The following is a 16,358-nucleotide window of genomic DNA, read 5'->3' as shown; positions in this document are numbered from 1 at the left end:
TTGTTATCTCACCTTGTCAAGGGGATAGTGGTGATGGGGGCATCCATATTCTGAGTGATGATGCCCCTAAAGAAGTTTTTCTGCTCCCATTTGACTGAATTTTCATGTCCTCTGTAAGGTGGATCGAAATACGTACCAATATGTCCATATATACTTTATCCTTCAAAAACATATTTGTGCGGTAATCTTAAGGGAATGTTGCCAAAAAGCACGCATGCTTTTTGGCAATCCTTTATTTTTAGCGGATTATGCTTTTTTGAAAACCGTTACAGACAAAGGAGGAAGGGTCATTACCAACGAATGAAACCTGCCGTGAATTGGGACAGGAGTTGCTTCAAGACCGCCGAAGTTGCCGTGACCGCTTCCACCGTATTCTTTTGCGTCGCTGTTTAAGATTTCCTTCCAAAATCCACCGCTTGGAACACCTATTCTGTAATTATAGCGAGGTATGGGCGTGAAGTTGCAGACTACCAATACTGTTTGGTCCTCTGACTTCCGCAAAAAGGATATAACGCTGCTCTCCCAATCGGAAAAGTCCACCCATTCAAATCCGGTATTCTCGAAATCTCTTTCATAAAGAGCAGGCTCACTGCTTAAAAGGTGATTTAAGTCACGGACAAAGTGCCTTACACCTTCGTGATTAGGGTATTCCAACAAATGCCAATCAATGCTCGATTCATGATTCCATTCTCTCCACTGGCCTAATTCCCCACCCATAAAAAGTAGTTTTTTCCCTGGATGAAGCCACTGATAACCTAAAAGAGCCCGCAAATTAGCGAACTTTTGCCAATCATCTCCCGGCATTTTAGCAATAAGCGAACCTTTGCCGTGGACGACCTCATCATGAGATAATGGCAGCACAAAATTTTCGAAAAAGGCATACCATATACTAAAGGTTAACTGATTATGATGATATTTCCTAAATATGGGATCTTTAGAGAAATATTCGAGCGTATCGTGCATCCATCCCATGTTCCACTTCATGCCAAATCCTAATCCGCCCAGATGGGTAGGCCTGGTTGCTTGAGGCCATGCGGTAGATTCCTCTGCAATAGTTTGAACGTCAGGATAGTTTTTGTAGACCTCTTCGTTGAAACGCTTTAGAAAATGTATCGCTTCTAGGTTTTCCCTTCCGCCGTACTCGTTAGGTATCCATTCGCCATCCTTTCTTGAGTAGTCGAGATAAAGCAAAGAAGCTACGGCGTCGACTCTCAATCCGTCTACATGGTATTTATCCAGCCAGAAAAGAGCGCTTGAAATTAGGAAGTTTCGCACCTCATTTCTGCCGTAATTAAAAATACAGCTTTTCCAGTCGGGATGAAAGCCCTTTCTAGGGTCGGCGTGTTCATAAAGATGTGTTCCGTCGAAAAAGACCAATCCATGTCCGTCGTTTGGGAAGTGAGATGGTACCCAATCGAGGATCACGCCTATCTCGTTTTGGTGCAATACATCGATGAGATACATAAAATCCTGAGGAGAACCGTATCTGGCGGTTGGAGCAAAGTAGCCAAGTGTCTGGTATCCCCATGAACCGTAAAAAGGATGTTCCATTACCGGCAAGAACTCGACATGGGTAAATCCCATTTCTTTCGCGTAATTTGGCAAAAACGACGCCAATTCGCGATAGGTTAAAAACCTGTTGCCTTCCTCGGGGAAGCGTCTCCAAGAACCAAGATGCACCTCGTAGATGGACATAGGGCTTTTGAAAGAGTTGCGTTTAGCCCTTTCCTTCATCCACTTTTCGTCCTTCCATTCGTAGTTTAAGTCCCAAACAATCGAGGCTGTCTTGGGTGGCCTTTCCCAATAAAAAGCATAGGGATCTCCTTTGTCTACTTCGTAGTTGTTGTAGTTTGACACGATATGATATTTATAAAGCGTTCCCGAATCAATTCCCTCTATGAAACCCTCCCAGATTCCTGTCTCGTCTTGTCTTGGGCTTAAAGGATGTGCTTTTTTGTCCCAGTTATTGAATTCGCCTATGACGGAAACGGATTTGGCGTTTGGAGCCCATATGGCAAAGCGAACTCCGCCGTTGCAAATATGCGCGCCCAACTTTTCGTAGAGACGAAAGTGATTGCCCTCTTTGAAAAGATATATATCCATATCTGTAAACGGAGAAGTCCAAGTTGATTCTTTACGATTATTCATGCATAACCCCCCTCGCCTGACTTGTCTAATTTATAACAGATTCAATTCCCTTGAGGGGAATGTAAACCCAGTCAGGGCGATTATTGAATTCGTAACATATTTCATAAAAAACCTTTTCCATCAGGAAAGCTTTTAAAGTAGCGTTAAATTCTTCGTCATCAGCGGGCAAAAAGGAAGCATTCATTGCCTCTTGACGATAAGAAGACAAAAATGATGAGTATGCATTATCATACCATATCTTTGCCCAGAAAGAAGAAGCCTCGTCGTCACAGGCCAGGCTTTTGAGGGCGTAATTGGCAGCGTAATGAAGAGAACGTATCATTCCCGAGACGTCTTTCAAAGGACTTTGCTTTTTTCTGCGTTCTATTAAGCTTCTTGCCGGCTCCCCTTCAAAATCTATAATGAAAAAATCATCCCCCGTAAAGAGCAGCTGTCCCAGATGATAGTCGCCATGTATCCTTAAAATTTCTCCACCGGAGGCAGTGAAATAATATTTCAATCTGTCTATAAGTAATTTTTCGTTGTCGATAATATTTCTTGCCAGCTTGTCTGTTGGAGAGGGAAGCATTTGTATGTTATCTTTTAAAATCTTCATCGCTTGTTTCATCCATAAACGTGCTATAGCATAAGCCTCTTTTTGGGTTTCTCCTTTGAATGGCAAGGGAGTAAAGCTATCGTTTTTTCTGTCCGAAGATAAGGCCAAATGCATTTCAGCCGTCCGCTTTCCAAGCAAAGAGGCCATTGCATATGTCCTATTTATTTCTTCCTTTAAAGGCAACAAAAAATATTTGTCGGCATCATCGGCCGATTTAAGTGCTTTGATTGTATTTTTGAGTACTGCAGTGAAGTATGTCCATCCGTCGCCTATGTTTTTAACGTACTCTTGAAGTAAAGCGACTTCGCGCCAGGATTTTTCTTCGTTCAGCATATATTTCATGGAGCCAATAAAGGGTGGCACATGAGTAAATCCGGCTTCAGACAAGAAGTGCGTCATTTCTGCCTCAGGATGGGGTCCGATTTCGAGCCTTCTGTAAAGTTTTAAGAAAAAGCTGTCATTATAAATGACGGATGAGTTGCTCTGTTCCGCCGGTAGAACTTTAGATGAAATGTTTTTGCCTTGTTCGATTAAATGGGAAATACTTTTGGCATTGACAAAACCTGAAAGCACGCCATTTATCCCCTCGACAGTTTTGCCCCCGATTAATGTTTCGAACAAGGCATCCCTGAAGCCAGCGTCAAAAATGCCTTCAATTATATGTGTGCCGTTGTCTAGAGCAAAAATGAGTCCTATTTTTTGTTCCTTCGAGGGTGTTTTTTCAATAACAGAAAGGGGCATTGAGTAATGCTCGATGGAGTCGTCGTCTAAAACGACCCTCAAAATCAGCATGTATGTCTTTAAATTTCTTTTCATGGGCAAGCAGTCTAAAATATCCACCTCTGCGATGTCTTTAGTCTTGGAGGCAAACCAGCGACAGCTTGGCAGGTAGGCAGGCAAATGTTTTTTTAATCCCTCAGAAATATCATTAAAATTGGTTTCAAACATTGTCTTGATATCACTCCTAACCCCATTTATTGCACGATTACATGAAGTAGTCGAAATCCGACTCTCGGCGTAACCTTCGGTGCACCTTGAAGACATAGGCAGGGATGACGAAGGGATCGATCTTCAACCGCATGTGTTCTCCATGGAGGATGAATTTCTCTCCCCCTAACAGGTCTTCCAGCAAATAGGATTGCCCTTCCTCGATGCCGAGTGTTTTTAAAGGGATGTGCAGTGTTGCTTCATGAACGTGAAAGGGATCCAAGTTGGCCGCCACCAGGATGGCATTGGATAGATCTTCGGTGACCTTTGAATAAGATATCACGTTTTCGTCATCAGCTTCACAAAAAAATATGTTATTAGTCTCCTGCAGGGCAGCGTTTTCTTTTCTTGCCCTGTTAATTCTTCCTATTATTTCTTTCAAATTACCCGGTGCATCCCAATCCCAATGTTTGATCTCGTACTTTTCGGAGTTAAGGTATTCTTCCCTGCCAGGCACCGCTTCGGATATACAAAGCTGGAATGGAGGTCCGTATATTCCGTAGTTGGAAGAAAGGGTTGCAGCCAACACCAACCTTACGATAAATGCAGGTCTCCCCCCGTATTGAAGGTATTCGGGGAGTATATCAGGTGTATTGGGCCAAAAGTTGGGTCGGAAAAATTCTTTGGCCTGAGTTTGTGTCAGTTCTTTCATATATTCCGTGATTTCCCACTTGGTATTGCGCCATGTGAAATATGTGTAGGATTGATTGAAACCGAGCTTCGCCAACCTGTACATGACCTTAGGTCGCGTGAATGCTTCGGATAAGAAGATAGTGTCGGGGTAAATTTTCTTTATTTCTCCGATAAGCCATTCCCAAAAAGCAAAGGGTTTGGTGTGGGGGTTGTCAACTCTAAAGATCTTTACTCCTTGTCCTATCCAAAACATAACTATGCTCTTGAGCTCTTCCCAAAGTGATCTCCAATCATCGCACTCAAAGTCGAAGGGGACGACATCTTGGTATTTTTTTGGCGGGTTTTCTGCGTACTGGATAGTTCCATCGGGTCGCCACCTGAACCACTCGGGGTGTTTCTTTACGTATGGATGATCGGGAGAACACTGAAAAGCCAAATCTAGGGCGACTTCTAGACCCAGATCGGCTGCTTGTTTAACGAAGGAGGCAAAATCGTCCATTGTGCCTAGTTGAGGATCTATGTCCTTATGATCTCCCTCCGATGAGCCAATGGCCCAGGGGCTTCCCGGATCATGGAGAGTAACTTCTAAGGAATTGTTTTTGCCCTTACGGTTTGTTTTGCCAATTGGGTGAATGGGGGGGAGGTACACAACATCAAAGCCCATTTTAGCGATTTCGGGTAAAAACTGCATCGCATCGTTAAAGCATCCGTGCACCTTACCTTTCCCCGGATTAGATCGCGGAAAGAACTCATACCAGGAGCTGAAACTTGCCTTCCTTCGGTCCACTGTAACCCGAAGATTTTTTTCGTAAAAGGAAGTAAAAGCTTCATCGAAACATGACATGTTAAGGCGTTGAAATTCCTTTGTGTTTAATAATGAGACTATGGCATGTGTATTTATGTTAGACGAGAGGCGGTCAAGTCTTTCTGCGAATTCCAGCAGGATATTTTTTTCATTGTCCCGATGTCTTTTGGAGGCATGGTGCAGCATGTTTGCTCCAATTATTAATTCGACAGAAACATCTTGTCCTGAATCTATCTTTTTTAAAAGGTCCTTTCGCCATGTTGAAAAATGGTCGACGCCTCCTTTTATAGTGTACAAATACTCTCCCATACGTTCGACGGGAAAGTGGGCGCGCCATCTGTCATTGAAAAGAGGATACATAAGGACCTCCTTCCAATCCTCTTCGTCAGATTTGCGATAAAGCAAAAAGGCCAGCACTTCATCGTGTCCGTCAGAGAATACGTCGGCTTCGACGTAAACGCCGGAACCCACAGTTCTTTTTATTGGAAATCTCCCGCAGTCTATTTCGGGATATACATTTTCTATGACAACCCTGTTTCTTCCATCCATTCCATCCATGAGTTATTCTCCGTCTTTTTATACTTTTACCATATTGTATAGTTTAAATCTTTCGGGATATAGGCGAAGTCATCCTACCCTCACGTCCAAGCATTCTCCGATTTTCCTGAACAGTTCTGCCCACCTATCGGCATCTTTTTCATCCAGCTGTTCTTTGACTTTAGGATAGGCGTCCTTTGTCAGATGAAAATATACATTTTGCGCTCTCCATAGATATAGTGGCAATTTAAGTTCGTTGAGCAAATCAAGCGTGTCGTTAATTTTGCTTAAAATCTCTATTTCGAAAGGTTTATCTTTGAGCATTGCAAAGAAAGTGTCCACCAAAGAGGAAGAGGCGAGGCCAATCGCATCCCTGTCTAAAGGTATATCAAGACGTTTGGCATCTTCTGCAACTCCTTTTAAAGTTTTAAGGTCGAAGGTATTGTAATTCAAGAGTTTCAGAAAATCGGCATTAAGCGTAACTTCCGCTACCTTTTCCAACGGTTTCGGGATCGGGGTGCCGATTTCTTTCATAAAGTTCATAGTCGTATAGTTCGATTCCAAGATGCCGCGAAATACTACGTCTATAATGTTGTGTAGGGGTTCTTCGAAGATGTAATTTATAACCCTTCTTTGCTGATCTTTGAATAAATGTCTAAGCGTATAATTATGAGTCCCGAAAAAATCGTCCATAAGCTGGACCAAAGTGGAAATATCTCCTATTTTTAACGCCTCTTTCATTTTTGAAATAAGGTCTTCGAATTCGCCGTTACCGCTATGTACTTTTAAACCGCTGAGAACATTGTGCTCGCCCATATGAAGTGCAGCGAAGGCAATTTCCTTTTCTTCAAAGGTGACGTTGGAGAAAAAGGAAGCCTCACCTGCGCATAAAGTCAGCTTACCGGCGCGCACTTTTTCAAAGCGGTCGCATTGCACATTGTAACAGTAGATATCTATATCCTCCTGTTTTTCTTCGAAGATCGAGGATATCGCATAATGAGCACCAACCCTTAGCATATCAACCTGAGATGGGCGGACGTATACTTCATAAGCTTTTCTCCCGTTTCCTATGTGCTCGATGTTGCTCGGTGCTTTTTCCAAAATGGAGAGGTATTTTGCTTCGAGCTGCGAATCGGTGAAGTAAGAAGCTAGTTGGATTGCCCTTGAAGCGTATTTCATCACCTGAGTTGATTCGATACCGGAAATCTCATCGAAAAACCACCCGCAACTCGTGTACATGAGCATGGCATGACGTTGCATCTCCAAGAGTCTGAGCGCATTGACAACCTCTTCATCTGAGAGTTTTTTGCACGATTGTTCCTCGAGAAAGGCGTAAACGTCATCATCCGATCTGTCTAAAATAACGCGTATATATTCATCTCTTGCCTTCCAGGGATCTGAAAAGATATCCTTTGCCTTTTCCTCATATAAAAGGGAGAGTTTGTCTCTTAACCAGTCGTTTGCCTCTCTGAGGGGTTTTCTCCATTCCTGTTGCCAACCGGGGTGTAGTCCGCTGTTGCAACCGCAGTTACTTCTCCAGCGTTCGATTCCGTGAACGCAGCTCCAGGAAGAACCATCTATTATTTCGACTTCGTGATTGGGAGGATATTTTTCGAGATATTCGCCGTAAACCGTTATTTTGGCCAAATTATTAGATTCGATGAAAGATAAGCAATAGGCCAAGGCCATGTCCCCATAACGATGGTGATGTCCATAGGTTTCTCCATCCGTCGCAATGTTGACCAATTGAGCTTCCTTGCTGTCGGAAAAACATCCAATGAGGCGATTGGCTAATTTTTCGCCATTGACTAGTAGACCGCCAAAGGAGACATCGTTAGATATCGGGCCATCGTAAAAGAATATGTTTATTTTTTTTCCGGACGGCAGGTTGCAGAGATAAGGAAGTCTTGGGTCGATTTTAGCGCCGCTTGCGTCTTGCCATTCTTGCGCCCCTATTGCCCTGTATCTTGCAGCCTGATGGGGAGCCAATATCGTAAACTTGATGCCGAACTCTGCCAATGTTTCTAAGGTTCTTATGTCTACGGCTGTTTCGGGTAGCCACATTCCCTCAGGTTTTCGGTTGAAATTACTCTCGAAGGTCTTTAATCCCCAATAAACTTGAGTGCGTATATCTCGATCGTTTGCCAAGGGCATGATCATATGGTTGAATGCTTGAGCAATGGCACTTCCGTGGCCCGAAAACCGTTTTTTGGATTCCTCGTCAGCATTTATTATTGCTTCATATGTTTCTTTCGCATGTTTTTTCATCCAAAGAAGCAGGGTAGGGCCAATATTAAAACTTATCTTGGAATAATTGTTCGTAATTGCAATGATATGTCTGTCGTTACCAAGGATCCTTGAAGCAGCATTAGGAGCGTAGCATTCAGCCGTAATGCGCTCGTTCCAATCGTGAAAGGGTAATGCCGATTCTTCTAACTCCACTTCTTCAAGCCATGGGTTTTCTCTTGGCGGTTGGTAGAAATGTCCGTGAATACACACATATTTTTCCATTCGATCACGCTCCGCGAAATCAGTTCTTATATTTTCATTATCGACATTATCTCTCCAATGGGAATATCGGACTGTCCTTTTTCGTGGGAAAGCTCCAGATCCAGCTCGAGAAGGGCTCTTTCCAGCAAAAAAGCGTTAAGCCATATTTTGATGGAATTATCATCTTCCGGCAGGAAAGACTCGCCCCGGGAGTTATCAACATAGCTTTTTAGGAAAGTCTCTCCGACGAGTTCACGCCATAACTTCATAGACGATGAAATCAATTCTGTTTCTTCTGCGAAAGATGAGGCTTTTCGCAACGAGATCCTGGCAGCTCTGTTTAGAGAGTAAAGCATAGAGGCAACATCTCTTAAAGATGAGCGCTTTATCTTTCTTTCTCCTAGAGACTTTGTCATATCACCCTCAAAACCCGTAATGAGGAAGTCTTTGCCGGTAAAAAGTACGTGCCCAAGATGATAATTGCCGTGAATTCTTATCTTTTGAGTCTTGACTTTATCCTGGTAGATAAGGCGAATTTTATCGAGAATGTCGTTTTTTATCTTCATGACCTCCTCGGCTTGCGTCGCAAGGTCTTCGGGAAGTGAGCCAATTTTATACGACAGTGTTCTGATAGAATGCCCCAACTCATTTCTCATCGACTGATACACTGACCTTTGATATAGTTTTGTGAAGGGTTCTGGAGCAAACTCCGGAACTTTGCGGGAAGAACTGAGAGCTTTATGAAGCTCGGCAGTGCGCTTTCCGAGCAGAGATATCATTTCTAGGAATAGTCCGTCTATGCAATCTGAAGCAGTCTCTTTCGGTAACTCCGCTTTGCCCAATGAAAGCAGGCGCTCGAAAAACAGCTCACCCATATTACGGACATATTCCCATCCGTTCCCTTGATTTGGAATGTTTCTTTGCAAAATGCCGATAGTGGTTTCTTCGGTTTTAGATAAATACCTGAAGGAACCGATGTAGGGCAATATATTTTTAAAACGCATTTCTGTTAGATAGCGCAAAATGTCCTCGCTTACGTTTATTCCCTCTTCCAGTTTGTGATAAAGTTTGATGGCGACGGAAGGACCGTAAGTTATCAGGTTAGACCAGGGGTAGTATATTTCTATTTTTAATTGTGATGTTTTTCTATCTTCTGTAATGTCGAGATCGCTGGATAAATTAATTTTTTTGCATATTATCTGCCCTATGTTACCCTGAACCCTTTTCCTCTTCGACATAAGGTCGATGAGGTTTTCGATCAGGTCGGGAGAATAAGTACCATCGCACAAAATACCGTTGCGGCCCCCGATTGAGACATTTGCAATAATGCATTCCGGATGGTTTTGTCTTGTGTATAACGCTTCGTTATCCATCTTTAAAGTAAAGGGCAAAAGGCATCGATCTTTCTCTCCCTGAGGATAGGAGATATTAAGAAACAAGAAACCGGTTTCAAAATATTGATTTCCCGATATGGAGATGATATCAAAAATATCGATATTCCTAATATTTTTATTTTTACCGCCGAAATATGGACATTTGTTAAGGTATTTTTTTATCGCATCTTGAAAAGAATTACTTGAAAGGATATTGACAGATAAATCTGCAATTTTATTAATTTCTATGGTGGAAAGTGGTTCATCCTCCGCCTTGATGGAGATATATTCTCTTTTATTCAGCAGGTTAAACCAAAAATAATCATGAATTCCCAATGTCAAAGTATATGGTTTATTCGGTTCAATTCTTGGGAAACGGTTTCCGCTAAAAATTTCTTCCGGCACGTATCCTTCATATTGGGATAGATTGAGCTCTGTGACCTGGCAAAAGCGAGAGAGATTTATGACTACCAATATCGTTTCGTCCTCGAAATTCCTGGTAAAGGCTAATACCTTCGGATTGCCCGAATCTATGAAATTTATATCTCCCCTGCCAAAGGATTTAAAGCGTTTTCGTACCGAGATAACCCTACGCATCCACCAGAGCATTGAGGAAAGATTGCGTTCCTGCGTCTCTACGTTGATCATTTCATAGTGATATTCTGGATCTATTATTACCGGAAGGTAAAGTTTATGGGGGTTTGTTTTAGAAAAGCCTGCGTTTCTATCGGGGCTCCATTGCATGGGAGTGCGAACTCCGTTTCTGTCGCCTAAGAAATAGTTATCTCCCATTCCAAGCTCATCGCCATAATATATGATAGGTGTGCCGGGCAAAGAAAAAAGCAAAACATTCATAAGCTCTATTTTGCGCCTATTATTTCCCATTAGCGGGGCCAGTCTCCTGCGGATTCCAAGATTAATCCTTGCCCGCGCATCTTTTGCATATACGCGGTACATGTAATCGCGCTCTTCATCGCTTACCATCTCAAGAGTGAGCTCGTCATGGTTGCGTAGAAACATCGCCCATTGGCAGTTTTCCGGAATTTGCGGCGTTTGCTCGAGTATATCCACTATCGGAAAGCGATCTTCCATCCAAAGCGACATGAAAATCCTTGGCATGATGGGAAAGTGAAAGGCCATGTGACATTCGTTACCCTCCCCAAAGTAAGCTACGGCGTCCTCAGGCCACTGATTCGCCTCTCCTAAAAGCATTCTGTTGGAGTAGCGGGCATCCATATGAGCGCGCAGTTCTTTTAAAAACTGATGAGTCTCGGGAAGGTTTTCGCAATTTGTTCCTTCGCGCTCGTAAAGATAGGGCACGGCATCCAACCTCATTCCGTCAATGCCCATATCGAACCAGAAATCTAGAACCCTAAAAATTTCTTTTTTTACCCTCGGATTATTGTAGTTAAGATCCGGTTGATGAGAGTAAAAACGGTGCCAAAAATAGGCATTACCCACAGGATCCCAGGTCCAGTTTGAATTTTCGAAGTCCTTAAATATTATTCTTGCCTCGGAAAATTTATTGGGATCGGAACTCCATACGTAAAAATCTCTCCAGCGAGAGCCCCTTTTGGATTCGCGAGCCCGCCTAAACCAAGGATGTTGATCCGAAGTGTGATTTAACACCAGCTCCGTAATTACTTTTAAGCCAATATCGTGTGCCTTTTTTAGAAAAGAGCGAAAGTCTCTTAAAGTACCATAATCTGGATGAATGTTGAAATAGTCCGCTATGTCGTAGCCATCGTCTTTTAAAGGGGAAGGATAGAAGGGCAAAAGCCAAATTGCCGTCACGCCTAGGTTTTTAAGGTACTCTAATTTTTCCGTAAGTCCGCGGAAGTCCCCTATGCCGTTCTCGTCGCTGTCGTAAAAGGATTTCACATGGGTTTCGTAGATTATGGCGTCTTTATACCATAAAGGGTTATTATCAGTGGCGGGAATGCTTCTCACTAAGCACAAAACCTCCTTATAAAGATGAGGAAGAAAGAATAAATTTTCTTTATTTTACAACAATATTTCTACCCGAGTCAATGCAAATTAGTCATAGTATTGATATAATAACATATTGCTATGCGATATAACGCGATTATGTTTAAACCTTCTTGCTGGATTGTGTAACTATTTTTTAGTATAATAATTCCCGTTTATCTAGGGTTTAACGATGCATATTATATTGCTAAGGTGTCACTATAATTATACTTTGGGGGGTTGTTGCATGCAAGTGCGAAAACAAGCTTTTAGTTCTGTCGAAATTATGCGTTTTTTAATTCCCTCTGCTTTAGGTGTCCTCTTCTTCCTTGTTCCCTTTCCTCAAGACGGAACATTCAATACTGTCCTTGGAATAGTTATCGATTGGGGGAAAGAGGCATTAAAGCCAATTCTGGTAGTCACAGCCATGACATTGGTTGTGGCGAGCGCAATTATCACTATTTATGCTTCATTGTTTAAGCCCTCTTTTATTATGAAAAGCCAATTTTTCAAAGATTTATTTGTAGTTAGTCCGTTGTGGAGCATCTCTCGTATATTGGGAGCAATATTTTCTGTAATGGTATATTATAAAATCGGCCCCGAGGCGATCTGGAGCATGGATACGGGAGGTACTCCGGTGCTGGTGCTTGCGCCGTCACTTTTGGTAATTTTTAGTGTCTTGGCTGCTGCAGTTTCCCTGCTTACGGATTTTGGGTTGATGGAGTATGTTGGGACGCTGGCTCGTCCGCTGATGCATCCTCTTTTTACGTTACCAGGCAGATCTGCTATCGATACTTTGGCTTCGTGGCTCGGAAGCAGTTCCGTCGGTGTTGTGATCACCACTAGATTGCACAACGAAGGATATTACAGCGATAGAGAAGCGGCCATAATTTCCACCTCCTTTTCAATTTTAAGTGTTGCCTATATTTATGTTATGGCTGACTTCGTGGGTTTGCCGAATATGTATTTCCAAATTTTGATCACAATTTACGCCGTGTCGTTCATTTTGGCCATTTTGGCCCCTCGTTTTTGGCCCCTTAAAGGCATTCCTGACAGCTATTCGGGAAGATCCGGTAAACAGAGGCCTGAGGCAGAGATTCCCCCTGATCATACTCTTCACTCATGGGCCTTGAAGACAGCAGTAGAGAGGGCCAAAAGGGAGGGCATACATACAGTAATAAGGACTTGTTATCAAACCTTTTGTTTTTTAATAGTCTCCACCATGCCTCTTGTCGTCTCTTGGGGAACGATAGTTCTGATAATTGCAACCTATACGCCTATTTTTCAATGGATTTCCCTGCCCTTTGCATACATGCTGGAATTAGTGAAAATTCCTGAAGCTTACAAAGTTGCACCCGCATTTGTGTTGGCTTTTGCCGATCAGTTTTTGGCCGCAGTTATAGGGGCTACGTGCACTACAGTTGCCGCTAAGTTTATGTGTGCTTGTATATCAGCTACGGGGTTAATATACATGACTGAAATTGGTGTGTTGATTTTAAATTCCTCTATCCCTCTGGATTTTCCGAAATTGACAGCAATCTACTTTATGAGGGCCGTGCTTTCGGTGTTTTTACTTGCTCCCTTCGTTTGGCTGTTTTGTTGATATAAGGCGACGTAACGCCTTCGTTACCTCTATGTGATATAGGCGTTACGCATCTTTGTTAATATTTATATGAAGTCAATAAAAATGCGGGGGAGGGTAAGAAATGAAGAAATTAGTTTCGCTTTTGATATTGGTTGTATTGTTTGGAATGGGTTTTGGGGGTGCTGCGTGGGCAGCCGGTCTGACTATGAAGGGTTCTACTACCGTTTTGCCAATAGCGCAAGCGGCAATTGAATCTTATGCTCAGCTTTATCCTAATACCGAATTTTCCCTTACTGGAGAGGGAAGCGGCAATGGTATTAAGGCGCTAATAGATGGCACATGTGATATAGCTAATTCCTCGAGATTCATAAAACTTGAGGAAGCAAAGTTGGCTTTCGAAAAAGGTGCGTATCCCGTCCCCTTTGGAATTGCCATAGACGCTATAGTGCCAATTATCCATCCAAAAAATCCCGTCAACAACTTAACTTTGCAACAATTAAAGGATATATATAGCGGCAAGATCACCAATTGGGAGGATGTAGGCGGTCCGGATAAGAGAATTGCCGTTATAACTAGAGATACCAGTTCAGGGACCTATGAGGTTTGGGAAGAAAAGGTTATGAAAGGCGAAAGAATCACACCAAGAGCACAGGTCATGGCATCTAACGGCGCAATAGTCCAAGCGGTGTCGACAAACGAACTAGCCATTGGATACATTGGAATAGGCTATCTAAATAGCAGCGTAAAAGGAATCACAGTCGAAAACATCGAGGCTAAGCCCGAAACAGCTCGAACCGGTGAATTTCCGATATCGAGATACCTTTTTATGTTCACGCGAGGTTGGCCCACAGGGGAAACGATGAGGTTTATAAACTTTATGCTAAGCGATGAGGGCCAAAGAATTGTATCGGAAACAGGGTTTGTTTCAATAAGATAGGTTGTTAAGTTGAATAGTTAGTAAATAATAGACAAATGCGGCGAGTTATATCCGCCGCATTTGTCTATGTAAGGATCCTATTCGATTGGAACTAAGCCCGCTGGCCCGCCTGAGGGGGTAGCTGAATCTAACTTGTAAAGGCTGATTTCTTTTTGAAGATCATTCGCCAGTTTTTCCAAGTCTTCTGATGCCTGCTTTAATGCTTCTACGCGTTCTTCCAGTTCTTTCACGGATTTTGACATGCTTTCAGCTTTTTCCCTGGTAGTGTCAACTCCTTGTGCAACTCTGTCGATCGATGCTGCCATCTCTTGCGTGCTTGCAGATTGTTCTTCTGCTGTGGCGGCGACGTTTTGAATTTGATCGACGATCAGTTCAATGGCCCTCAAAACATCTTCAATGTGTTTTTCCATCATCCGTGCTTCTCTTTCTCCGGCAGCTGCCAGTTCAACGCCTTTGTTTGAAACGTTTACGGCCTGTGCTGTTTCCTCGATTATGGATTTAGCTAACGAGCCAATTTGCATGGCCGCTTTGTTGCTTTCTTCGGCAAGCTTTCTTACTTCATCGGCAACGACAGCAAATCCTTTACCGTGTTCGCCGGCTCTTGCCGCTTCGATAGCTGCGTTTAATGCGAGCAAGTTCGTTTGGTCAGCGACTCCTGAAATGGTAGAGACTATGTTTCCTATTTGCCCGGCCCTTTCGTTAAGTTGAGATATGACATCGGCAATTTGTCTGAAGGAGTCGGCCATATCTTTTACCCTCATAGCTGCGCTGGAAATCAGGTCTCCCGTTTGTTGTGCATTTCCTCTCAGCAACTCTGCCTGATTTGAGGCTTCGGCTGCTGCCTTTGCAGCACCTTGCGCTGCAGAAGCAACCTCTTCGATTCCGGCATTTGCTGAAGAAATGGCATCGGCATTATCTTCTGCGATGTTTTTAAGCTCCTCTGCTTCATTTGTTACAATGTCGACGAAAGATCTCGTTGCTTCAGATATATCATCTAGTGCTGATGCTTCTTGTGATAATTGGTCACTGCGATGTCTCAAGTTTAACAATGTCTGTTGTTGGTGTTCTATTAGTTGGTCCAAAGCTTTGCCTACTTGAGATAGTTCATCGTTTCCTGACATAGATGTCCTCGCTGTAAGCTCGCCTTTTATAACGCTTTGCGATACTCTCAACAGCTTGCCTATGGGATTGGTTATGGCCTTGGCAATGAGCAGAATAAACAGTCCTAAAGCGATCATACATATGAGTCCAATTAACAGAAGTTTTATTCCCACCGCCTTTAGCGGCGAAAATATGTCGTCAGTATTTGCAGTTATCCCTATGCTCCATCCGTTATCCAGGGGAGCAAAATATATTTGTTTTCTTTCTTCCTCCATAATATATACACCGTTAGACTTTTCGCCTTCTGTCATCTTTAGTGCAATGTCAGCCAAGCCCTGAGAGACAATGTTCGATGGTTTTGTCAAATTAAGCTTCATGATATAGTCCCTATTTGGATGTGCTATTACATTGCCGTTTTGGTCTAACAGGATACCGTGACCGTATCCAAGCAGTTTTTGAGATGTCACAAAGTTGATAATGTCATCGATCAGGATATCGGCACCCACTATTCCCAAAAGTTCGCCTCTTTTGCCTCTTGCCGCGATGGCAACAGTGGCAACTAGGCCGTCTACATTTACTGCTTCGTAGGGTTCAGTAAATATTACTCCTTCGGATTTTTCCGCCATGACGTACCAGGGTCTTTGGCGCATGTCCATGTCGGCCGGCGGCTCCCAGCCTGTGGCGCTGATGAATTCGTTTTTTGGGGTGCACATGTAAATTTCTATAAAACCTAAATTTGCATAGTGTTCAAGTGTTTTGGCAAGGTAGTCTTTTATCAGATAGCCGGAAATGCCATAATTTTCCCACATGTAGGTAATGTTTTCCGACATAAGTTTAACGACGCTCGTGCGTGTATTGATCCAGTTAGAAATGGAAGCTGTTGCCGTATCTGCTGCTAGCCTGCCTCCTTGGTTTATTTGGTCGATTATGATGGCTCGACTACCGCGGTAGGAAAAGAACCCCATCGCACATATTGTTATCAAAATACCTATTGCCAACACAATTAGCCTACGTTTTACACTCAAGCGTCATGCCTCCTTAATTTTTGGGTGTTTTTAAGTTATTGTTTTTAGGCCATTTATGCTATTATAAGCTTTATTAATGTGTATCGCAAAAGAACGCTGGCACATCTGTATCTAAAATTCCTAAGCTAACAACAGTCAATTCGATCCTCTTAAGGCAAGTGTAGCATTATTTAA

General features: G+C 42.9%; 8 protein-coding genes. 2 read left to right on the top strand and 6 right to left on the bottom strand.

Annotated elements, in window-relative coordinates; all coding sequences use genetic code 11:
- Positions 1-246: 246 nt before the first annotated feature.
- From glgB to treS, 5 genes are all read right to left on the bottom strand, one after another.
- Positions 247-2,148, bottom strand: a complete 1,902-nt coding sequence (gene glgB / locus HMPREF1705_RS01945) for a 1,4-alpha-glucan branching protein GlgB (protein ID WP_050767844.1) — start codon at positions 2,146-2,148, stop codon at positions 247-249.
- 25 nt (positions 2,149-2,173) lie between these two features.
- Positions 2,174-3,691, bottom strand: coding sequence for a putative maltokinase (locus tag HMPREF1705_RS01940; RefSeq protein ID WP_057940629.1), 1,518 nt, complete (start codon positions 3,689-3,691; stop codon positions 2,174-2,176).
- 37 nt (positions 3,692-3,728) lie between these two features.
- Positions 3,729-5,726, bottom strand: coding sequence for an alpha-1,4-glucan--maltose-1-phosphate maltosyltransferase (locus HMPREF1705_RS01935; protein WP_009200394.1), 1,998 nt, complete (start codon positions 5,724-5,726; stop codon positions 3,729-3,731).
- A gap of 69 nt (positions 5,727-5,795) precedes the next feature.
- On the bottom strand, positions 5,796-8,216 hold the full coding sequence (locus tag HMPREF1705_RS01930; protein WP_009200395.1) for a DUF3536 domain-containing protein: 2,421 nt from the start codon (positions 8,214-8,216) through the stop codon (positions 5,796-5,798).
- 26 nt (positions 8,217-8,242) lie between these two features.
- Positions 8,243-11,518, bottom strand: coding sequence for a maltose alpha-D-glucosyltransferase (gene treS, locus HMPREF1705_RS01925; protein WP_009200396.1), 3,276 nt, complete (start codon positions 11,516-11,518; stop codon positions 8,243-8,245).
- Positions 11,519-11,783: 265 nt separating this feature from the next.
- Between treS and HMPREF1705_RS01920 the strand changes: the two genes are divergently transcribed.
- Together HMPREF1705_RS01920 and HMPREF1705_RS01915 are read left to right on the top strand one after the other, a co-directional pair.
- On the top strand, positions 11,784-13,139 hold the full coding sequence (locus tag HMPREF1705_RS01920; RefSeq protein ID WP_009200397.1) for a YjiH family protein: 1,356 nt from the start codon (positions 11,784-11,786) through the stop codon (positions 13,137-13,139).
- 103 nt (positions 13,140-13,242) lie between these two features.
- Positions 13,243-14,058, top strand: coding sequence for a phosphate ABC transporter substrate-binding protein (locus HMPREF1705_RS01915; protein ID WP_009200398.1), 816 nt, complete (start codon positions 13,243-13,245; stop codon positions 14,056-14,058).
- 77 nt (positions 14,059-14,135) lie between these two features.
- Here HMPREF1705_RS01915 and HMPREF1705_RS01910 read toward each other — a convergent pair whose 3' ends face one another.
- Positions 14,136-16,184: a methyl-accepting chemotaxis protein gene (locus HMPREF1705_RS01910; RefSeq protein ID WP_050767845.1), complete on the bottom strand. Its 2,049-nt coding sequence runs from the start codon at positions 16,182-16,184 to the stop codon at positions 14,136-14,138.
- Positions 16,185-16,358 lie beyond the last annotated feature (174 nt).

Source organism: Acetomicrobium hydrogeniformans ATCC BAA-1850 (assembly GCF_000160455.2).
In the GTDB taxonomy this organism is placed as follows: Bacteria; Synergistota; Synergistia; order Synergistales; family Acetomicrobiaceae; genus Acetomicrobium; species Acetomicrobium thermoterrenum.
This window is presented reverse-complemented; position numbering and strand designations above follow the sequence as displayed.

Coding starts and splice junctions, on each gene's coding strand:
- glgB (WP_050767844.1), bottom strand. CDS start 2,148: ATGAATAATCGTAAAGAATCAACTTGGACTTCTCCGTTTACAGATATG.
- HMPREF1705_RS01940 (WP_057940629.1), bottom strand. CDS start 3,691: ATGTTTGAAACCAATTTTAATGATATTTCTGAGGGATTAAAAAAACAT.
- HMPREF1705_RS01935 (WP_009200394.1), bottom strand. CDS start 5,726: ATGGATGGAATGGATGGAAGAAACAGGGTTGTCATAGAAAATGTATAT.
- HMPREF1705_RS01930 (WP_009200395.1), bottom strand. CDS start 8,216: ATGGAAAAATATGTGTGTATTCACGGACATTTCTACCAACCGCCAAGA.
- HMPREF1705_RS01920 (WP_009200397.1), top strand. CDS start 11,784: ATGCAAGTGCGAAAACAAGCTTTTAGTTCTGTCGAAATTATGCGTTTT.
- HMPREF1705_RS01915 (WP_009200398.1), top strand. CDS start 13,243: ATGAAGAAATTAGTTTCGCTTTTGATATTGGTTGTATTGTTTGGAATG.